Source organism: Paraprevotella xylaniphila YIT 11841, from assembly GCF_000205165.1.
Lineage (GTDB): Bacteria > Bacteroidota > Bacteroidia > Bacteroidales > Bacteroidaceae > Paraprevotella > Paraprevotella xylaniphila.
The window spans coordinates 170,939-192,957 of sequence record NZ_GL883886.1; the positions used below are offsets into that span (position 1 = coordinate 170,939).

General features: G+C 48.8%; 14 protein-coding genes. 9 read left to right on the forward strand and 5 right to left on the reverse strand.

Going from position 1 to position 22,019, the window contains the following annotated elements; translation table 11 throughout:
- Nucleotides 1-95: 95 nt before the first annotated feature.
- The 7 genes from HMPREF9442_RS14065 (at nucleotide 96) to HMPREF9442_RS14095 (ending at nucleotide 11,508) form a co-directional block, all read left to right on the forward strand.
- Complete coding sequence (locus HMPREF9442_RS14065) at nucleotides 96-1,286, forward strand: T9SS type A sorting domain-containing protein (protein ID WP_008629896.1); 1,191 nt, start codon at nucleotides 96-98, stop codon at nucleotides 1,284-1,286.
- Nucleotides 1,287-1,439: 153 nt separating this feature from the next.
- Nucleotides 1,440-4,574, forward strand: a complete 3,135-nt coding sequence (locus HMPREF9442_RS14070; protein WP_253271122.1) for a SusC/RagA family TonB-linked outer membrane protein — start codon at nucleotides 1,440-1,442, stop codon at nucleotides 4,572-4,574.
- Nucleotides 4,575-4,587: 13 nt separating this feature from the next.
- Nucleotides 4,588-6,087: a RagB/SusD family nutrient uptake outer membrane protein gene (locus tag HMPREF9442_RS14075; protein WP_008629898.1), complete on the forward strand. Its 1,500-nt coding sequence runs from the start codon at nucleotides 4,588-4,590 to the stop codon at nucleotides 6,085-6,087.
- A gap of 7 nt (nucleotides 6,088-6,094) precedes the next feature.
- Nucleotides 6,095-6,913: a hypothetical protein gene (locus HMPREF9442_RS14080; RefSeq protein ID WP_008629899.1), complete on the forward strand. Its 819-nt coding sequence runs from the start codon at nucleotides 6,095-6,097 to the stop codon at nucleotides 6,911-6,913.
- An 11-nt stretch (nucleotides 6,914-6,924) separates the two neighbouring features.
- Nucleotides 6,925-8,499: a PKD-like family lipoprotein gene (locus tag HMPREF9442_RS14085; protein WP_008629900.1), complete on the forward strand. Its 1,575-nt coding sequence runs from the start codon at nucleotides 6,925-6,927 to the stop codon at nucleotides 8,497-8,499.
- 15 nt (nucleotides 8,500-8,514) lie between these two features.
- Complete coding sequence (locus tag HMPREF9442_RS14090) at nucleotides 8,515-9,891, forward strand: TlpA family protein disulfide reductase (protein ID WP_253271123.1); 1,377 nt, start codon at nucleotides 8,515-8,517, stop codon at nucleotides 9,889-9,891.
- 168 nt (nucleotides 9,892-10,059) lie between these two features.
- On the forward strand, nucleotides 10,060-11,508 hold the full coding sequence (locus HMPREF9442_RS14095; RefSeq protein ID WP_008629903.1) for a potassium/proton antiporter: 1,449 nt from the start codon (nucleotides 10,060-10,062) through the stop codon (nucleotides 11,506-11,508).
- Nucleotides 11,509-11,762: 254 nt separating this feature from the next.
- On the opposite strand, the gene scpA is transcribed toward HMPREF9442_RS14095, so the two are convergent.
- Both scpA and mutA read right to left on the reverse strand, forming a co-directional pair.
- Nucleotides 11,763-13,928 (reverse strand): methylmalonyl-CoA mutase, encoded by a 2,166-nt coding sequence (gene scpA, locus HMPREF9442_RS14100; protein ID WP_008629905.1) that lies wholly within the window; start codon nucleotides 13,926-13,928, stop codon nucleotides 11,763-11,765.
- Nucleotides 13,925-15,832, reverse strand: a complete 1,908-nt coding sequence (gene mutA, locus HMPREF9442_RS14105) for a methylmalonyl-CoA mutase small subunit (protein ID WP_008629906.1) — start codon at nucleotides 15,830-15,832, stop codon at nucleotides 13,925-13,927. Before mutA ends, scpA begins: the two co-directional genes overlap by 4 nt.
- Nucleotides 15,833-16,000: 168 nt before the next feature.
- On the opposite strand from mutA, the gene HMPREF9442_RS14110 reads away from it, so the two are divergent.
- Nucleotides 16,001-17,695 carry a putative transporter gene (locus tag HMPREF9442_RS14110; protein ID WP_008629907.1) on the forward strand — a complete coding sequence of 565 codons (1,695 nt, stop codon included), beginning with the start codon at nucleotides 16,001-16,003 and terminating at the stop codon, nucleotides 17,693-17,695.
- Nucleotides 17,696-17,770: 75 nt separating this feature from the next.
- Here the strand turns inward: HMPREF9442_RS14110 and HMPREF9442_RS14115 are convergent, their stop codons facing one another.
- The 3 genes from HMPREF9442_RS14115 to HMPREF9442_RS14125 are packed head-to-tail and all read right to left on the reverse strand — an operon-like array spanning nucleotide 17,771 to nucleotide 20,260.
- The gene (locus HMPREF9442_RS14115) at nucleotides 17,771-18,286 is read right to left on the reverse strand and encodes a metallophosphoesterase family protein (protein ID WP_008629908.1); all 516 of its coding nucleotides are present in this window, start codon (nucleotides 18,284-18,286) and stop codon (nucleotides 17,771-17,773) included.
- Nucleotides 18,283-18,903, reverse strand: coding sequence for a cytidylate kinase-like family protein (locus HMPREF9442_RS14120; protein ID WP_008629909.1), 621 nt, complete (start codon nucleotides 18,901-18,903; stop codon nucleotides 18,283-18,285). Before HMPREF9442_RS14120 ends, HMPREF9442_RS14115 begins: the two co-directional genes overlap by 4 nt.
- A 4-nt stretch (nucleotides 18,904-18,907) precedes the next feature.
- Nucleotides 18,908-20,260, reverse strand: a complete 1,353-nt coding sequence (locus tag HMPREF9442_RS14125) for an MATE family efflux transporter (RefSeq protein WP_008629910.1) — start codon at nucleotides 20,258-20,260, stop codon at nucleotides 18,908-18,910.
- Nucleotides 20,261-20,455: 195 nt separating this feature from the next.
- On the opposite strand from HMPREF9442_RS14125, the gene HMPREF9442_RS14130 reads away from it, so the two are divergent.
- Nucleotides 20,456-22,009, forward strand: a complete 1,554-nt coding sequence (locus HMPREF9442_RS14130; protein ID WP_008629911.1) for an acyl-CoA carboxylase subunit beta — start codon at nucleotides 20,456-20,458, stop codon at nucleotides 22,007-22,009.
- Nucleotides 22,010-22,019 lie beyond the last annotated feature (10 nt).

Consider the following 22,019-nt stretch of genomic DNA (forward strand, 5'->3'; position numbering starts at 1 on the left):
TTCGGTTGTTTTATAGTTAAAAAACGCCCAAAGTCTCTTCTTTTCTTTCTTTTTTATTATTTTTGCATTGTTTTAATGCAAAAAAAAGTGTGTCTATGAGAAAATCTACTTCTATTAATTTTAAGGCTGTTTTGATTGCCTTGTTTGTTGTTTCATTGGGTATAGAAATGGTTTCGGCAGCCGGTTTCCCTTCGGTTAAGGAATTGTATGGCCGCTATAAATTTAGTGGAGAATGCTCTTATGTTGACATGGTTTCTGGAGCGGCGGGCGAGGCTCCGGTTCCTGCGACAACGGGTTATAATATGGCCGTGTTGCCGGGCGAGTCAGAGAATGAATTGAAGGTGCTCGGTTTCTTCGGTTATGGCGGTGGTGTGACGCTGACCTACAATCAGGAAGATGGTACATTGAAGGGAGAAACGCCAACGGCCGTGTTTATGATGGGAATGAATTTGATGCTTGTAGCAGATGCAGCATCCACAGGAGGAACTGTCGTTTTTAACTATCAGGTGACGGAGAAGGATGGCAAAATAGAGATTACGGCGCAGAATGCATTGGAAAATGTCACCATTATGGATATGGAGGACGGTATTATGGGGATGCTTTCTTACGCTTCTGCATATACCATGACCAAGGAAGACATATCCTATAATCTTAGTGATGTGATTGGGGAGTATGATTTCGCGTCGACGAGGGTAGATAATAATTTGTTGGCTGATGCGTCTGAAAATTTTAAGCTGAAAATTACGGGAAATACCTCAGAAACGGTTCCTTCCGGTGTGAGCGTAGGGAATTGGTTCGGGATGGAAAATACGGAAGTGGCCGCAGAGTTCTATGCCGATGGTGGCATATTGGTATTGCCGCATGATGTGAAATTGGCCAATGGCATGTGCTTCGGGGCGCAACCGGAAGAGGAAGGCGGTTATAATCCCAACGAAGCTTCGTTCTTTTTTGTGGAAAAAGACAAGTTGGTGACACCGGGTTATTTGGTCTTAGACAACGGATTCGACGAGGTGATGGAAATGCCATTGCAAATGGCAGTCATAGGCGGTGAGGCCGTGAAGACAGGAAGTGGCATTAGCAGCCGTTGTATCAAGGATGTCAAAATTTATGGTTCAGACGGCTCGATTCGCGTAGAAGGGTTGGAAAGTGCCGAAATCAGTGTGTTTGACGCACAGGGTATGTTGGTGTCGTCTGTGCACGGAGCTACGGCTGCATTCGGCAGTCTGAAGTCTGGGCTGTATTTGGTAAAAGTCGGCAGTCAGACAGCGAAAGTTGTAGTGAAATAACCTGAAGATATATATGTAAAACGAGGGAACCGGGTCTTGTGGGACTTCTTTCTCTTCGTTTTATTTTTCTTTTTCCAAAGTGTTGGAGAAAGGGAATATAAAATGGTTGGCAGGAGTAATAATGTCCTGCTTTTTATATATAACGAAAGAAGTATGAAAATAAACTTGAGAATCGTATTTTTCCATTTAAAGGCTTGCGGTGCCGGGTTTGCCCTTTTCGTTTTTGTTATGGTGCTTTCATCAGTCTCTGCGCTTTATGCACAGAACGGTACAGGTGTCGGAGGGGCGGTTCGTGCTGAAACAGTCGGAAGTCCGGAGAAAATGACGGTAAAAGGAGTTGTGGTGGACAAGGAGACTGGAGAGACCATGATTGGAGTTTCCATTCGTGTGTTGGGTACGGACGTGATTACGGTGACGGATATAGACGGTGCTTATTCATTAACTTTGCCCAAAGGACGTTATAAAGTGGTTTTCACTTATATCGGCTACGAAAAGTTAGAGCGGGAATTGGACGCGTCCCATACGGAAAGTTTTAAGAAGGTAGTGATGGCCCCGGCATCGAAAACCATGAATGAAGTGGTGGTGACGGGAATATACCAACGTAAGAAGGAAAGCTTTACGGGGTCGGCTGCTACTTTCGAGGGACCGGAATTGAAAAAAATCGGGGTGCAGAATGTATTGCAGAGTTTGAAAACCCTCGATCCATCTTTCAAAATCGCGGACAACATCCAATTTGGTTCAGATCCCAACCGCATGCCGGACATCGAAATCCGCGGCAAGAGCAGCATCATGGGGTTGAAAGAGGAATATGGTACGGATCCGAATCTGCCCTTGTTCATACTGGACGGATTTGAAACCGATTTGCAGACGGTCTCGGATTTGAACATGAACCGAGTGGCTTCCGTTACGATATTGAAGGATGCGGCCTCTACGGCTATTTATGGTTCGAAAGCGGCCAATGGTGTTGTGGTCATCGAGACGGTGAAGCCGGAGAAGGGACGGTTGCGCTTGAGTTATAAAGGCGACTTCTCCCTGACAATGGCCGATTTGACGGATTATAACCTGATGAATGCCAGCGAAAAGATAAAGTTCGAAGAATTGGCCGGGTTATATACTGATTTGACGAACGACCCGTTAAACCAACTGAGGTTGGACAACCTGAGGAACGAACGCTTGAAAGAAGTGGCACGTGGAGTGGATACTTATTGGTTGAGTGAGCCATTGCGTACCGGTTTCGTGCAAAAACATAACGTTTATGCCGAGGGTGGAGAAGAGAAAATCAGGTATGGCTTAGGGCTGACTTACGGGAATACGGAAGGCGTGATGAAGGAGTCGAGCCGCCAGACCCTATCCGGTAATCTGGATTTGATTTATCGTACCGGGAAGTTTCAGTTCAGTAATAAACTGACGATTGATTATCTGGAAACGTCCGACCCTGTGGTCTCGTTCTCCGAATATGCTTTGGCTAATCCCTATTACCGCAAGTACAATGCCGATGGCGGAGTAGACAAGTATTTGTATGTTCCGGAGAATGACGACGAGGCTCCTGTTCCGAATCCGCTTTGGAATGCCCGTCTGAACAATTATGACCGTGGGGATGAATTTGGCTTTACGAATAACTTCATTGCGGAATGGTTTGCCACGACGGATTTGCGTGCCCGTGCCAAATTCGGAGTGACGAAAACTACGGCCACAGCCGAAACGCGTTTGTCTCCGTTGCATACGGATTTCGACAGTATGAGCGATACGGAGAAGGGCTCATACGAACATTCCACTACTGCTGTCACGAAGTATGAAGGGGACCTGTCCGTGACTTACGGCAAGCTGTTCCGGGAAGTCCACATGCTCAATCTTGTCGGCGGGTTTAATTTTTCCAACACGGAGTCTACCCGTAACGGTTATAAGGCAATAGGCTTCACCGAAGACCAGTTCGGTGCACCTTCTTTTGCCAATGGCTATCCGGATGGTGGAAAACCTTCATATTCAGAAAGCACCACGCGTGCGGCCAGTTTCTATTTGAATGGTGGATACGCGTATGACAACCGTTATTTGCTCGACGTTAACTATCGGCGCGACGGGGCTTCCATGTTCGGGTCGAGCCACCGTTTCCGCGATACGTGGTCGGTGGGTATAGGTTGGAACATTCACAAGGAAAAGTTTATGAGCGGCACGGACCTGTTCCAACTGCTCAAGTTGCGTGCGTCTGTCGGCAATCCCGGTAATCAGAACTTTTCCGCTTATCAGGCTTTCACGACTTATCAATTCAATGGATGGATGACCAATGTGTTCGGTGCGGGTGTTTTGATATCGGCTTTGGGAAATCCCGACCTTCAGTGGCAGAACACTTTGAATTATACGGTAGGGACGGATATAGCCATGTTCGACAATCGTTTGAATGTAACTGTGGATGTTTTCCGCAAAATTACAGACCCGCTGTTGGCTGTCATTACGACACCGGGTTCGGTAGGCGTAAAGAGCGTAGCGATGAATGCCGGCCAGCAAAATACGAACGGACTGGAGGCTACGTTGCGTGTGTCTCCTATTCATAACGTGGAAAAGGGGATACAATGGACCGTCAGCTTGAATGCGCGGACGTACAAATCGGAGTACGCTCATATAGGCAATTCTTTGAGTGCTTTGAACAAAGCCGGACAGGCTTCGGTGACGGGGACGACGCGTTATTACGATGGAGGAAGCCCGACGGCTATTTGGGCTGTCCGTTCGGCAGGTATTGACCCGGCTACGGGTAAAGAGCTTTTTATTAAGAAAGACGGTAGTTATTCGTTCGATTATGATGTGAATGACGAAGTGGTCGTCGGTGACACGCAGCCTAAATTGGAAGGGGTCTTGGGAACGACCTTTTATTACAAGGGCTTTTCGTTCGGAGCTTATTTCCGTTACCAACTCGGGGGGCAGATATTCAATTCAGATTTATATAATAAGGTGGAGAATATCGATTTGAGTGACATAAACTACAATCAGGACCGACGTGCGCTGTATGACCGTTGGTCCGTTCCAGGTCAGGAAGCGCAGTTTAAGGGTATCTCCTTAGTGCAGAAAACGGACAAGTCTTCCCGTTTCGTAATGGATGAGAATACGTTTGCCGGAGAGTCCTTCAATGTAGGATATGAATTCACGCAACCTTTCATTAAAAAGGTCGGTCTGTCGTCGTTGACCCTTCAGGCTAACATGAACGACATCTTCCGGGTGTCTACCGTAAAAGCGGAACGGGGTATTGATTATCCTTTTGCGCGAACTGTGTCATTTTCTGTTTCAGCCGTATTCTAAAGCTATAGAAATTATGAAAATATTAAAATATATCATATTGTCTTTTTCCGGCTTGTTTTTCACGGCCGGATGTAGTGACTGGCTTGAAGTGAAGCCCTACGACACCATGGCCGAAGGTGATTTGTTAAGTACCGAAGAAGGTTTCAAGAAATTGCTTAACGGAGTGTATATTGATTTGAACAAGGACGAGCTGTACGGCCAGACGCTTACCGTGGAAATGGTGGAGATTATGGGAGGGTCTTATCTGATTGGTACCGATCCATTGACTTGGGGCGATTATATTGATTTGAACAACCGGAACTTCACTACCGAGTATTGGCGTACGAGACTCGACAATACGTGGGACAAGGCGTATGCATTGATTCGTAATTGCAATACGATATTGGAACAGATGGAGAGTCGTAAGCCGGTCTTTACAGGCAACAATTATAATTTGATTCGGGGAGAAGCGTTGGCGTTAAGGGCTTTGCTGCATTTCGACATGTTCCGTCTGTTCGGTCCCGTGTATAAGCTGAACCCGACGAAGACCAGTATTCCCTATGAGACATCCACTACCTTGCAGGTGCAGGAACTGTTACCGGGGAATGAAGTGATGCGCCATGTCATAGAGGATTTGTCTGAAGCGGAAAAACTGTTGGCCGATGACCCGATTATCACGACGACGGACCATTTGGTCAATCATGCGACGACGGGGGGAAGCAATTTCTTGGAGTACCGTACGTTGAGGCTTAATTATTATGCCGTACAGGCGTTGTTGGCGCGGGCATATCACTATATATCCAGTTACAAGGATGAGCATCAGGAGGACTATAAAGCCAAGGCTAAAAGCTATGCCGAAGGGATTATTAATATTGCCCCGCAGCATTTCCCGTTTGTGAATAAAGCGGACGTGTTAGGGACACCGGAGAATGTGGATCGCATTTTTGCTACGGAAGTGATTTTCGGTCTGACGAATGTGAACCGTAATCTGATGTTCAAGAACAACAACGATCCGGATCGAAGCCCGAAGCCGGTGCTCAGGATGGATCCGGCTCTTCTGGAGATGCCTTATTTCGGCGGCGGAGCGGACTACGGCGGGTCTACTGACGACTATCGTTACATTGCCAACTGGAAAAAGAGCGGAAATGATTACTATTTCTATAAGTATGCGGACATTACCGACGTGGGGAAGATAGAGAACACCATCGTTCCGATGATACGGTTGGGAGAAATGTATCTGATTATTGCAGACCTTTACGACGAGGTGAGCGAACGCCCTCTTATGGGCAGTTGGGTGAATAAGTTACGGGAACACCGTGGAGTAGAGAAAATGGATGAATCTAAATATGCTCCGCGTTTCTTGGGATACGAGGTCGTGAGAGAGCTGTATGGGGAGGGACAAATCTTTTTCTATCATAAGCGGAACTATTCACCGGTATTGATTACTTTTGATCCTATTACGGAATTCATCCCGGCTTCGGAGAAATTTTTTGTAGTTCCTTTACCGGATACGGAATCAGACAACAGACAATAAACAGGTTATGATGAAGAATTTAAAAATATGGTTTCCGATGTGCCTTGCGCTTTGCTTGTGGAGTGCATGCGATGAACGTACGCCGGATTTGTATAGTGCTCCCGACGGAATTTACTTTAATAACCGGACTTCGGGGAGTGTGTTGGTAGATACGACGACTTTGACTTTCGTTTATGAGCCGGACGAAACGATGTATCTCGACGTACCGGTAGTCATACAGACCATTGGAAGGCAGGCTGATATCGATCGTCCGGTCAATCTCAAGGTTTGGTCGGACAATGCCGAGGAAGGAGTGGATTATGAGTTGCTGACACCGGCGGTGGTACCGGCTCATGCTTCCATGTTTTCCTATGTGGTTCGTTTGAAACGTACGGAAGCCATTAAAACGGGATTGAAGTCCATTTATCTGGAACTGTCGGCTAACGAGTATTTCACTACGTTTCTGGAGAGGGATTCTACGGGAAGCGAGGAACGTCCTTACACCGAGATGTTGAAGTTCCGGATAGATTTTTCCGACTTCTATTCTACTCCTCCGGTCGGATGGCTTCCCGAGTATGTCGGCGAGTTTTCAGAACGTAAGTTACGTCTGATGTGGAAGCTGTTCGATGATGTGGTGGATCGTGCCGACTATAATGTGAAGGGGGCTATTCCTTTCAATAAATGGGTGTACATGCAAAGGGAAATAGATACTTATATGACGAAGCAATTATATATATTGTTGGGATATGAACAAGGAACGGTGGATGTAGACGCATTGGTGGACCCGGCAGCCGAAGGGGATGATCGCCAACTGTTGGATTTTACTCCCATAACCTCTGATAACTAAAATGGAATGATATGGAAAGAATGAAATATATCCGTTTGCTATGGTTGGTGTTGCCGTTCTTATGGCAAAGCTGTGCGGAAGATAAGGGGAATTACGATTACAGGGATTTGAACGATTTGAACATTTCGTTCGATGACGCTTATTCTGCCATTTCCCGTGAACCTTTCGTCATAAAGCCGGAGGTGGCAGCAAAAGAGTTCGTACCGGATGCTTATACTTATGAATGGAAGGCGTACGACCAGGCCGGGAGCCAGGAACCGGTTGTGTTGGGTACGGCTTTGAATCTGGATGTGGAATTGACTCTTGCACAGGGCAACTATCAGTTGGTACTGACCATTAGGGAGAAGGCGTCGGGGCTGTATTATCAAAAGTCGGCCACGTTGAACGTGGATACGCCGCTTTCGTTGGGGTGGTTGGTATTGTGCTCCGACAACGGGCGTGTGCGTCTGGACATGGTGTCGCACATCAAGGAAACGGATAATGTGAATTATGATTTGTTGAAAGGGACGGAGTTGGAGGATTGGCTACAACCTTACCAGCTGGTTTGCGACCCCGGGATGCAAGAGCCTTTCTATTTGGTGGCCGGTAGTGGGACTACGCGTTTGAGCAATAACGATTTTCAGTGGAACGACTCCTATATGATAGGTTATGAGTTCGGTAACGGAATGTATACCGGTACGGTACGTTGCTTGGCTTCTCACAGGCCAGGCAAGTTGTTTGTCGATATTGCGGGACGTGTGTATTATTGTAATACTTTGTCCGGCGACGGGTTGTTCGGTTCCGTCCGAGCCAATGGTTTTTATGTAGAGCCGGCAGTCGGTTATAATGCCAAAGGGACTCCTTTTATTCCGGCTTTTATGATGTGGGACAAGAATAACCGCCGTTTTGTGGTCTGTGCTTCGGAGTTCGCGTCTATCGGATTGGATAATGTGAGAGACGTGCCGATGGATGAATTGGCCGCCGACGGTTTCCCTACAGTGAATGAAGAGCTTTTCGCATGGCCGAAAAGAGCAGACCGAATGGACTTTATCTGTATGGAGAATACCCGCTACGACCGTAATCAGGACGGTAACGGGATGACATATGCCGTTTTGGGTAAAGACAACCAACGTTTCTTGTATGGCATCATTCTCAATGAACTTTACTCTTTTGCCGAAGCCAAATACGGTTATGCCTATGAGAAAGCTTATTATGTGGATTTGTCTGCTTGTACCGACATTGCCGGGGCCACACACTTTGCGTTCAGTTCCCTGAAGACATTTATGTATTATGCCGTGGGTAGAAAGGTCTATCGCGTGAATTTTTCCAATGCGGCTCCGGCGGCAGAATTACAGTTCGAATTGCCAGAAGGAGAAGAAATCACCTGTTTGAAATTCTATCTGTGGGAACAAGAAGACACAGACAACCGTTCTTACGACCTGATTGTAGGCAGCAAGAAAAATGATACGGGCGAGGGTACATTGCGTATTTATGACGGATTCACGAATGAAGGCAATTTCCAGAATGCCGTTCCGGTGGAACGATACTCCGGTTTTGCAGATATTGTGGACGTGATTTACCGCGAGAAAGTAATTTATCAACAATAATTAATAATGAATGAGATGATGAAAAATAATATGTGGTTTAAGACAGCCTTTTTAACGTTTGTCTTTTGTGTTTTGGGGTTCGTACAGAGTCGGGCCGATATTCAGTTGACAGTCGATGTGGCAAATAAGACGGCTTCGACAGTTGTTGTGGTGTATCAGACTACGATCGTAGAGATTCCGTTAGACGACAACGGGCACGGTAGTCATACCTTTCAGCATATAGGTGCCGTACATGCCAGTCTGTTTTATGGAATGGACAGCAAAAATATTTTTTTGGAAGACGGAGATCGTATCCATATCTCCTTCGACGGGGCTGATTTCAAGGGAACCGTAAAATTTGAAGCGGATGGAGGCAAAGAGAAAATCTTTAAGTATCTGAATCAGGTGACCCTGTTGGATGTCCCGCAAGAGAAGATGGCCCTGCCATTTGATGAGTACGCCGCGTTGGTGGACAAGAAAGAAGAGTCCATGATGCGTATATTGAAGGCATGGAAGTTGGACGAAGTCAGTCCGCGTTTCGTTGCCGTCGAAACCGGCCGCATCCGTTATGCCTATGCTTCTTCGCTGATGATGTACGCTGTGGGGCATCCTTTTGTGGCTCAGGATACCACTTACCGCCCGGACGAAGCCTATTACGATACGCTTAAAAAGTATGCTGTGGCAGACGAAAACCTGGTAGAACTGAAAGAGTATCGTGAGTATATGAAGGAGATAGCCCGAATGTTCGGCTGCAAGAAAGAAGAAGCAAAGACACCATACGACCGTACTATTTGCATGATGAACTACATTGCCGACCATATCGAGGACGACAAAGTGAAACAGACGCTGCTGAACGTGTTGGCTATCGAGCAAGTAGAACAGTATGGCATCAGCAATATAGATGAATTGCTGAATCTGCACGGCACTTACGTGACCGATCCCGTACTGCAGACTGCCTTCAAAGAAAAATATGATGCTTGGGATTTGGCTCGTCCGGGTAACCCTTCTCCCGATTTCCGGGCATGGGACGTGGACGGGAAAGCTTATACCGTAGCCGATTTCAAGGGGAAATATGTGTATATCGATCTTTGGGCGACGTGGTGCGGTCCGTGCCGCCGTGAGATGCCTTTTCTCAAGCAGTTGGAGGAAGAATACAAAGGGCGCAATATCACCTTCCTGAGCCTTTCTACGGATGCACGTAAGGCCGATTGGCTGAAGATGGTGAAAAGTCAGCCGATGACGGGAATACAGTTGCATTTAGGTACCGGCAGCCGTTTCCAGACGGCATACAAGGCCGACGGTATTCCCCATTTCATCCTGCTCGATCCCGAGGGGAAGATTGTGAATGCCAATATGTTGCGTCCTTCTTCGCCCGACATTCGCAGTTACTTGGACCGTCAACCCGGTCTGTAAAGGAAGTGATATGAGGATAAAAGGAGCTTTCGGGCTCCTTTTTTTGTGGGGACAAGCCTTGTACGGTTACACTCGGAAATATCTTTTTTGTTTTTTTACGGCACGGACGGTTGACGAAGAATGTTATTTTTTTCATCTTTGTACAATTAAATTCCAAGAGCCGTAACTATGAATGTTTCCATTGAAATAGGATTGCTTGTATCCGCCTTTCTGATTTTCTGTAGTATCCTGATGAGCAAGACCGGTTACCGTTTCGGTATCCCTACCCTGTTGATGTTCTTGTTGGCCGGCATGCTGTTCGGCACAGACGGTCTGGGCATACAGTTCGACGATGTGTCGGTGGCCCAACATATCGGTATGGTGGCATTGTGTATCATTCTTTTCACGGGAGGAATGGACACGAAGATGGAGGACATCCGTCCGGTATTGTCGCCGGGGGTCATGTTGGCTACCTCCGGCGTGTTTCTGACTACGCTTTTTTGCGGATTGTTCGTCTATTGGGTTTCCGGTTGGCAACTGCATACGGGCGTCGGTTTCACCCTCATCGGTTCCTTGTTATTGGCCGCCACGATGTCGTCCACCGACTCCGCCTCCGTCTTCAACATCCTTCGTTCGCAGCAAATCAACCTGAAACATAATCTTAAACCGATGTTGGAACTCGAAAGCGGGAGCAATGACCCGATGGCCTATCTGTTGACCATCATCCTGATACAATGCCTGCAGGCCGGAGGAGTTTCAGGTTGGGAAATCCTGTGGTCTTTTCTGCTGCAGTTTGTAGTCGGCATAGCCGGGGGGTATCTGTTGGGACGTTTGTCCGTATGGCTCATCAACCGTGTGAGCCTGAAGAATGCCGAGCTTTATTCCATCATGGTGCTTTGTTTCATTTTCATCATTTATTGCTCGGTCTATTTGCTGAAAGGCAATGGGTATCTGGCGGTTTATATTGCCGGTATGGTCATCGGCAACAGCCGCCTGTTCAAGAAGAAGGAAATAGGAACTTTTCTCGATGGCATGACATGGCTGCTCCAGATTGTGATGTTCCTCATGTTGGGACTGCTGGTCAATCCCCACGAGATGCTTCCCGTCATGCTGACGGCTGTCCTGGTCAGCGTCTTTATGACCTTTGTGGCCCGTCCGCTTAGCGTATGGTTAAGCCTTCTGCCTTTTGGACGGAAAATCACGAATAAATCCAAGCTTTTTATTTCCTGGGTCGGTATCCGTGGGGCTGCTCCCATTATTTTCGCTACCTATCCGGTGATGGCGCAAGTGGACGGTGCCAGTCAGATTTTCAATATCGTGTTTTTCGTCACGTTGATATCTTTGCTTTTTCAGGGTATGTCCTTGTCATGGGTGGCACGTAAGTTGGGCCTTACGGAACCCTTGCCGGAAAAAGAGGACAACTTCGGTATCGAACTGACCGAGGATGTCGGGAGCACGTTACGCGAAGTGCTTTGTACGGAAGAGCTTCTGCAACGGGGACGTCATATTCGCGAACTGTCGCTCCCGGAAGGAACGCTGGTTATTATGATTAAGCGGGGCGACCGTTATATTGTGCCGAACGGTTCGCTGGAACTGATGTTGGGCGACCGGTTGTTATTGATGATTCATAATGTATAAATGATTGTTTATAAGTTATCTATATTTTCCTTTGAGGCTTTTTGTTCTTTTTGTGCCGGATGGTTTTCCATTTCTGCCGGACGTTTTTTGGTCTTGTATCGGGTGGTTGGCTGTTTCGTGTTTGGCTATTCATGATTTTCAGCGAGGAGTCCGACTATATGCTTTCTTCTTTTCTACCCCATGCTCCAGATATGGAAAACGGTCACCCCGACCTAAGCCGGAATGACCGCCATGAAGAAAAAATTAAGTGGTATTTATTCTTTGTCCAAAAGGATTTTCATCATTTCACAGGCTGCTTTGGCTACGGAGGTTCCGGGACCGAAGATAGCCGCTACGCCTGCTTTGTACAGGAAGTCGTAGTCCTGCGCCGGGATGACACCGCCTGCGATGACCATGATGTCCTCGCGTCCCAACCGCTTCAACTCTTCGATGACTTGCGGGATGAGGGTCTTGTGTCCGGCTGCCAGCGAACTTACGCCCATGATGTTCACGTCGTTCTCTACGGCTTGGCGTGCAGCTTCGGCCGGTGTCTGGAACAACGGTCCCATGTCGACATCGAAACCGCAGTCGGCATAACCCGTGGCACAAACCTTGGCTCCACGGTCGTGCCCGTCCTGCCCCATTTTGGCAATCATGATACGCGGCCGGCGGCCTTCCTGCCGGGCGAACTCTTCCGTCAACTCGCATGCTTCGGCGAAGTCGGCGTCTGCTTTGCTTTCTGATGAATACACTTGTGAAATAGTTCTGATTACGGCTTTATATCGGCCTACGATAGCCTCGCAAGCGTCTGAAATCTCTCCTAACGTGGCACGTACACTAGCTGCCTTTACGGCCAAGTCAAGAAGGTTGTGTTCGCTTTTCTTACCTTCGTTGAACTCGCGTACGCATTCGGTGATGGCGTCCAATGCCTTTTTCACCTCTTCCTCGTTCCGTCCGGCTTTCAGTTTCTTCAGGTTTTCTTCCTGTTGCAGGCGGACGGCAGTGTTGTCCACTTCGAGGATGTCGATAGGATCTTCGTGGTCCAAACGGTATTTGTTCACACCCACGATGGTCTGTGCGCCGGAGTCGATACGGGCCTGCGTACGGGCTGCGGCCTCTTCGATACGCATCTTGGGCAGACCGGTTTCGATGGCTTTGGCCATACCGCCCAGTTTCTCGATTTCCTGAATGTGTTCCCAAGCCTTGTGGACGAGTTCGTTCGTCAGGGTTTCCACATAGTAAGAACCGGCCCACGGGTCAATGTGCTTGCACACTTGGGTTTCGTTCTGGATGTATATCTGCGTGTTACGTGCGATACGGGCTGAGAAATCCGTCGGCAGGGCGATGGCTTCGTCCAACGAGTTGGTATGCAACGACTGGGTGTGCCCCAAAACGGCTGCCATGGCCTCGATACACGTACGTCCCACGTTGTTGAACGGGTCCTGTTCCGTAAGCGACCAACCGGAAGTCTGCGAGTGGGTACGCAACGCCATGGATTTCGGGTTTTTCGCACCAAAGCTTTTCACGATTTTTGCCCACAGCAAACGTGCCGCACGCATCTTGGCAATCTCCATGAAATGGTTCATGCCAATGGCCCAAAAGAAAGACAAACGAGGCGCGAATGCGTCGATGTCGATTCCGGCGTTCACTCCGGCGCGCAGGTAGTCCATACCGTCGGCCAATGTGTAGGCCAGCTCGATGTCCGCCGTGGCACCGGCTTCCTGCATGTGGTAACCGGAGATGGAAATGGAGTTGAACTTAGGCATCTTCTGTGAAGTGTACTCAAAGATGTCGGCAATAATCTTCATCGAGAAGGCGGGCGGATAAATATAGGTGTTGCGCACCATGAATTCTTTCAGGATGTCGTTCTGGATGGTTCCGGCCATTTCTTCCAACTGTGCGCCTTGTTCCAGTCCGGCGTTGATGTAAAAGGCCAGGATGGGGAGCACGGCACCGTTCATCGTCATGGAGACGGACATCTTGTTCAAGGGGATTCCCTCGAAAAGCACTTTCATGTTCTCCAATGAACAGATTGACACGCCGGCCTTGCCCACGTCGCCTACCACACGTTCGTTGTCTGGGTCGTAGCCACGATGTGTCGGGAGGTCGAAAGCCACGGACAAACCTTTCTGTCCGCTGGCCAAGTTGCGGCGGTAGAATGCGTTACTTTCCTCGGCGGTGGAGAATCCGGCGTACTGGCGGATGGTCCACGGGCGGAACGGGTACATCATGCTGTACGGGCCGCGCAGGAACGGAGGTATACCGGCTGCAAAGTCCAAATGCTCCATTCCTTCCAAATCCTCTTGGGTGTACACCGGCTGGATGTCGATCTGTTCGGGCGTTTTCCAGTTGGCGGTGATACCGTTTTCTTTTTGCCAGTCCTGGCCGTTCTTTTGGCCGAAACCGGAGAATATGTTTATGTCTTTAAAATTCTGTCTCATTTGATTCCCAATTTTGCGTTATACTCTTTCAGTGTCTGGAGTTGGTCTACACGGACGTGGATGAAATACTCGATACCTGCGGCTTTCAAGTCCTCCATGCAGGCCGGAGCACCGGCCACGACAAACATGGCACGGCCGTCTACGGCTTTGAAAGCCGGGATGGCATATTCGGCGTATTCGTCATCGCTGGAGCAAAGCACCACGATGTCGGCACCTGCCTTCATGGCGGCTTCCACGCCTTCTTCCACGGTTGGGAAACCTAAATTGTCTATCACCTTGTAGCCGGCGCAAGCCAGGAAGTTGCAACTGAACTGGGCGCGTGCCTGACGCATGGCCAGGTTGCCTATGGTGAGCATGAAAGCCACCGGCTGCTTTTCGGCTTGTTCTGTCTGTAGGCGCAATGTTTCGAAATCGGCAGCCAGACGGCTTGTTTCCAGTTTGGCGAACGGTTTTTCGCAACTGTCACCGTGGCTGTGGCAGCAGCATGTGGCAGCCAATGGGGCTTTTCCTTCGCTCTTTTCGTTGAAGTTGGGGAATTGGTTCGTTCCGAGCAGGAACTCCTTGCGCTTGCCTGCGTTGGCATGACGCTTGGCGTTGGTGTCGTTCACGGCCTTTTGGATGCTGCCTGCCTTGGCGGCTGCAAGGAATCCGCCCTCTTCTTCTACGGTAAGGAACAGTTTCCAAGCTTCTTCTGCCAACGAACGGGTGAGCGTTTCGATGAAATATGACCCACCGGCCACGTCTACGATTTTGTCGAAGTGGCTTTCTTCCTGCAACAACAGCTGTTGGTTGCGGGCGATACGTTCAGCAAAATCAGTCGGAGTCTCGTATGGAGTGTCGAACGGAGTCACTACGATGGCGTCTACGTTGGCCAATGCGGCACTCATCGCCTCAGTCTGCGTGCGCAGCATGTTCACGTAGCTGTCGAACACCGTCATGTTGTAAGTGGAAGTGGTGGCGTTGACATACATTTTGCAGGCACAGTTGCAGAACTTATCCTCACCCGTGTTGGTGCAGTCTTCGCGCGGACAAACCGGGTTATATTGTTTTACGATGTTGGCCCACATCATGCGTGCAGCACGGAACTTGGCGATTTCCATGAAATAGACACCGCTGATGCCGAAGTTGAATTTGATTTTCTTGGCGGCAAGGGCTGCCGGGATACCGGCCTCTACCATCAGGTTGAGGTATTCGTTCCCCCATGCCAGGGCATAGCCCAGTTCCTGATAGATATAAGCACCGGCGTTGCAGAGCGTGTCGGCATTGATACAAACGCAACGCATTTTCGGGAACGGTGCGAGGATATTGACCAGTTCCGCCAGTCTGTTCAACAGGGCGGTCGTATCCTTGCCCTTGGTCAGTATCTTCTGCATCGGGTCGAAGTCGATGCTGCCCACTAATGCGGCGCGGTCATATCCTTTTTCATCGTAGTATGCCGTCAGGAGACGGGCTAATTCTACGGTATGACCTTGACAAGTACTGAAATTCAGTTCCACCGCATCGGCCTTGATTCCTTCCAATAAAGTGGAGATGAACGTGGCGTTCAACTCTTTGGCCGGGACTTTAAACCCTAATGATGTGACTCCTTTATTCAGGAGGTCGAGTGCTTTTTCATTCGCTTCTTTTGGGGCGGTCACTCGGATGTTTTGGCGGACATACCAACGGTTGTTGTCCTTCTTGTTCCCTCTAACATAGGGGAATTCGCCGGGAAGTGCATGGGTTTGCGCCATACCTTCCAAATCTTCTTTTCGGTAAAATGGTTCTGCGCTGAACCCTTCATTGGTTCTCCAGACCATTTTTTTCTGATAATCCGCACCTTTGAGGTCGACGTTGATTTTGTCGAGCCATTCTTGTCGCGTAGGTGCAATGAAGTCAGAGAAAAGCTTTTCTTTACTATCTGCCATAGCTATACTGTTAAAAAGAATTTTATCAATCGAACAAAAGTAACAAAACTTTTGTAGAAGTACAAAAAATCAGATGGAAAAACTCAGTTGGTGTCCTTTTTTTGAGTACTTTTGCCGACGAATAGGAAGAATTAAAAAATCATTTATATATAAAATTAAAGTAAAGCGATGAATTGGTTAGAGCAATTGCTGTTTGATTCAAATTCCATTGCCCATATCGTCTTGTTGTACACGGCGGTAATTTCTTTGGGAGTCTATTTGGGAAAAATTAAATTTTTCGGCATCTCATTAGGAGTGACGTTCGTGTTGTTTGCAGGTATTTTGGCCGGACATTTCGGATTTACCGGTCCTGTCTCCACGTTGAATTTCTTGCAGGATTTCGGTTTGATACTGTTTGTGTATTGTATCGGCTTGCAGGTGGGACCGGGGTTCTTCGAGTCTTTCAAGAAAGGTGGTGTGACATTGAATCTGTTGGCTTGTGGCATCGTGGCGTTGAACATCCTGGTGATGTTGGTTTTGTATTTTTGTGTGTTTGATACGAACGACCCGCGTAACTTGCCGATGATGGTGGGGGTACTTTGCGGTGCGGTGACAAACACGCCGGGATTGGGGGCGGCCACGGAGGCGTTGACCCAGGTCTTTGCGAACGGGCAGGCCATTCCGCAGATAGCTTCAGGTTATGCTTGTGCCTATCCCCTCGGGGTGGTGGGTATTATCGCTGCTACTATTTCCATTCGTTATATTTGCGGTATCGTGTTGAAAGACGAGGAAGACCGTATATTGGCGCAACAGGCAGAAAACCCGCACGCCAAGCCTCACAAGATGACTTTGAAGGTCACGAACACGGCCCTGCATGAAAAGACGTTGCTGCAGGTGCGCGATTTCTTGGGACGCAATTATGTTTGTTCGCGTGCCTTGCATGACGGCCATGTAAGTATACCGACCAAGGATACGAAGTTTTATTTGGGCGACCACTTGTTCATTACTTGTGCCGAAGACGATGCGGAAGCTGTCCGTGCCTTTATCGGACCGGAAGAATATATCGACTGGGACATGCAGGACATGCCGATGGTGTCGAAGAGCATTGTGGTAACTCAACCGAAAATGAACGGCAAGACTTTCGGCCAGTTGCATTTCAGTTCTGTCTATGGGGTGAATGTGACGCGTATTTCCCGTTCCGGAATGAACCTTTTCGCCGACCGTAACTTGCGTATGCAGGTGGGCGACAAGATTGTCGTGGTTGGGCCGGAAGATGCAGTCGACCGTGTGGCGAGCCTGATGGGTAACTCCGTGAAGCGTTTGGATCATCCCAACTTAGTGACGATTTTTGTCGGTATTCTGGTCGGCATCATATTCGGAAGCATTCCGTTTGCTTTCCCGGGCGTGCCCACGCCTGTGAAGCTCGGTTTGGCCGGAGGGCCGCTGATTGTGGCCATTTTGATAGGCCGTTTCGGTTATAAGTTCCGTTTGGTCACGTATGTGTCTACAAGTGCCAATTTCATGTTGCGCGAGTTCGGATTAGCTTTATTCCTGGCCAGTGTGGGGATAAAAGCCGGGGAGCATTTTGTGGAGACTGTTGTTGCCGGTGACGGTCTGACGTATGTGTGGACCGGTTTCCTGATAACTGTGATACCTATATTAATAATAGGTATAATTGCCCGGATGCGTTTCAAGTTGAACTACTTCACTATCATGGGATTGATAGCCGGTAGCACGACCGACCCCCCGGCCTTGGCTTTTGCCAATCAGGCATCCAGTACGGATGCTCCTGCTGTGGGCTATTCTACTGTTTACCCGTTGACGATGTTCTTGCGCATTCTGACGGCACAGTTGATTGTACTGTTGCTTTGCGGGGCATTCTGATGCCGTGCAGGTAGATTTGTACGTATGGCGCCCGGTTTATCCAATAAACCGGGCGCCATACGTATAATGCGGATTTTATAATATGCAGGATGAACTTTCCGTTCGTGGTATTTCTATCACCTCCAAGTCTTTGAAGGTCTGCCCCTCTACGGTGAAACGTACGAGCGTACGTACTTTGTGCCAACCCATGATGCCCGCAGCTCCCGGGTTGATATGCAGCAAACCTAATTTAGGGTCGAACTGAACCTTTAGGATATGGGAATGCCCACAGATGAACAAATGAGGCGGATGACTGTACAGTTGCGTTCGTATGTCGGGAGCATATTTGCCGGGGTATCCTCCGATGTGCGTCATCAGCACCTCGGCATCTTCGCAACGCCACCGGAGCTTCTCGCCGAACATTTTACGGATGTCCTCACCGTCGCAGTTTCCATATACAGCCCTGAAAGGGCGGAATGCAGACAATTTTTGTACCACTTCCATGGAGCCGATGTCTCCAGCATGCCAAATCTCATCGCATTCTTCAAAATACTCCAGATATTTACGGTCCCAATAACGGTGGGTGTCCGAAAGCAATCCGATGCGCTTCATAGTTTCAGCTTCTGGGCTATGAAGTCTTCGACTATGTCGACAGTAGCTTCTATGCCTAAGGCAGACGAATTGATGCAAAGGTCATAGGACGCTGCGCTTCCCCAAGTCTTGGCACTGTAGTAGTTATAGTATTCGGAACGTTTCTCGTCTCCTTCTATACATTTCTTTTCTGCCTCTTTTTCCGTGATGTGGAGCATCTCGCAGACTCGTTTGATTCGGTCGGGCATGTCGGCCGTGATAAAGACATTCACGGTGTTGGGATAGTCGCGCAGGATATAGTCGGCACATCTTCCTACGAACACGCAAGAATCCTGTTCGGCCGCCTTGCGGATGGCGTCGCTTTGAAATTTGAAAAGCGATTCGTCACTGAGTTGGTTGGCGTATGGGTCGCTACTACCGAAGATGGGGGCAAAAGAGCTGAAAAGTATTTTGAGGAAACCTTTATGCTCATCATTGCGCTCGAAGAACTTTTTATTGAAGCCGCTTTCTTTTGCAGCCAGGTCCAAAAGTTCCTTGTCATAAAACTTGATGTTGAAATCTTCCGCAATGCGGTTCCCGATGATGCGTCCGCCGCTGCCTAACTGGCGTCCTACATTGATAATGATATGTTTTCTCATGACGTTATACGGCTAATTTTTTAAATTTTCTATATGCTGTGATTAACATGATTCCGGCTACTATACATGCGATGGCATCGGATATGGGCATGGCCGACCATACTCCTTTTACGCCCCAGAACTGAGGCAATGTCAGAAGCAGCGGGATGAGGAACAAAAGTTGCCGTGTCAGGGACAGGAAAATACTTTTGCTCGCCTGCCCGATGCTTTGGAAGAAGTTGGTCGTGACCATTTGCATGCCGATTAAAGGATAGAATATGACTACGATACGCATACCCTTCACGGCTATGTCGGTCAGTTCTTCGTCTGTTGTAAAGGCACGGACACACAATTCCGGAAGCAACTCCCCGATGAGGAAACCGGTTGTGGTAATCAACGTTCCCCAAAGCAGGGTGTAACGCAATACCTTGAGTACGCGATGGTAGTCCTGAGAACCGTAATTGTATCCGGCGATGGGCTGCATGCCTTGGTTTAATCCTATGACAATCATGATGAAGATGAACAAGACGCGGTTGACGATACCATACGCACCGATAGCCAAGTCACCCCCGTATTGTCCAAGTCCGCGGTTGATGAGGATTACGACGAGGCAAGCGCAACTGTTCATCAGGAAGGGAGACATGCCGATGGCGAAAGTATCCTTGACGATTTTCTTTTTCAGGCGGTAAATGCCACGTTTGAACTGGATAAGCTCCTTGGGGCGGCGGAAGACGCTCACCTGCCACAGCAACGAGACGATTTGTGCCAGAATCGTGGCCGTGGCAGCGCCGCGTATGCCCATGTTCATCCCGTAAATGAAAATAGGATTGAGGATGGTGTTTCCCACCACAGCCATGATGGTAGCGTTCATGGCCAGTTGAGGATGGCCCGTAGAACGTAGGATGGCGTTGAAAGTGAAGAAACTGTGCGTGATGACGTTACCCAACAATATAATTTCCATGTACTCTCTGGCATAAGGTAATGTGGCGGGGCTGGCACCGAAAAAGTTCAGAATCGGGTCGAGGAACACCAATGACACGATGCTGAACAAGACACCCAGAATCAGGGTCAGTGTGACGACGTTGCCGAAAATATCTTGGGCGGCTTTGTAGTCTTGTTGTCCCAATCTCACGGATATCAAGGTCGACGCTCCGATTCCGACCATGGCTCCGAACGCTGCGGACAGGTTCATGAAAGGGAACGTGAGTGCCAACCCGGAGATAGCCAAAGGCCCCACGCCGTGACCGATGAAGATACTGTCCACCATGTTATAGAGTGAAGAAGCCGTCATGGCGACGATGGCCGGGAAAGCATATTGTTTAAGTAGCTTGCTGACGGGAAGAGTTCCTAAATCTAATGGTGAAGCGTGATTCGACATATTAAGTTAATTTAAGTAAGGCAAAGGTACGAAAAAAGCCCGTAAGGCCGGTTTTCTTTTTTCGACTAATTTTTTCCGCATAAAAGGCTTGATGGAAATTCTTTTTTAGTACCTTTGTTGCAGCATGGCAATACTCAACCGCCAGAGTGAGGCGGACAGGTAGCAGATAGTGTTTCTTAAATCATATTAAGTATCATGAGTAATCAGTTAGAGAGAATCAAGGAATTAGTGGAACTCCGTGCCAAAGCGCGCATGGGAGGAGGCGAGAAGGCCATAGAAAAACAACATGCGAGAGGGAAATATACGGCTCGCGAACGCATTGACATGTTGCTGGATGAAGGCAGTTTCGAGGAAATGGACATGTTCAAGCTCCATCGTTGCACCAACTTCGGCATGGAGAAGAAACAATATTTGGGGGACGGGGTCGTGACCGGAAGCGGTACTATCGACGGGCGTTTGGTTTATGTGTTTGCACAGGACTTCACGGTGAACGGAGGCTCTTTGTCTGAGACCATGGCCGAGAAAATCTGTAAGGTGATGGACCAGGCCATGAAAATGGGGGCACCTTGTATCGGTATCAATGATTCGGGCGGAGCACGTATCCAAGAAGGTATCAACGCCTTGGGTGGTTATGCCAATATCTTCCAGCGTAACATTGAGGCATCCGGTGTGATTCCCCAGATTTCCGGTATTTTCGGGCCTTGTGCGGGCGGTGCCGTATATTCTCCGGCCCTGACGGATTTTATTTTGATGATGGAGAACACCTCTTATATGTTCCTGACCGGTCCGAAAGTCGTGAAGACGGTGACTGGCGAGGATGTGTCGCAAGAAGACTTGGGAGGCGCGAGCGTGCATGCCACGAAGTCTGGTGTGACGCACTTCACGGCCGAAACGGAAGAAGAGGCCATGCAGATGATTCGTACCCTTATCAGTTATATTCCTCAAAACAACATGGAGGAAGCACCACGGGTGGAATGTACCGACCCGATTGACCGTTTGGAGGATTTCCTCAATGAAATCATTCCGGACAATCCGAATCAGGCGTATGACATGTACGAAGTTATCGGAGCGATAGTGGACAATGGTGAGTTTTTTGAAGTGCAGCCCGATTATGCCAAGAATATCATTGTGGGCTTCGCCCGCTTCAACGGGCAGAGCGTGGGCGTGGTGGCCAACCAACCGAAGTGCTATGCAGGCGTGCTCGACTGCAATGCCAGCCGCAAGGGGGCGCGTTTCGTGCGTTTTTGCGATGCGTTCAACATTCCGTTGGTGACCTTGGTGGATGTGCCGGGCTTCCTGCCGGGTACGGGGCAAGAGTACAACGCCGTGATATTGCACGGGGCGAAGTTGCTGTATGCCTACGGGGAAGCCACCGTGCCTAAGGTGACGGTGACCTTGCGCAAGAGCTATGGCGGATCCCATATCGTGATGAGCTGTAAGCAGCTGCGTGGAGACATCAATTATGCTTGGCCGTCGGCGGAAATTGCGGTGATGGGCGCTTCCGGGGCCGTGGCCGTATTGTACGCCAAGGATGCCAAGGAAGCCGAAGACCCGAAAGCCTTCCTGGAAGAGAAGGAAGCCGAGTATAACAAACTCTTTACCAATCCTTACCAGGCTGCCAAGTACGGTTACATCGACGATGTGATAGAGCCGCGCAACACGCGCTTCCGTGTCATTCGTGCGTTGGCCCAGTTGCAGACCAAGAAATTATTGAACCCTGTGAAGAAGCATGGGAATATTCCATTGTAATCCAATATAA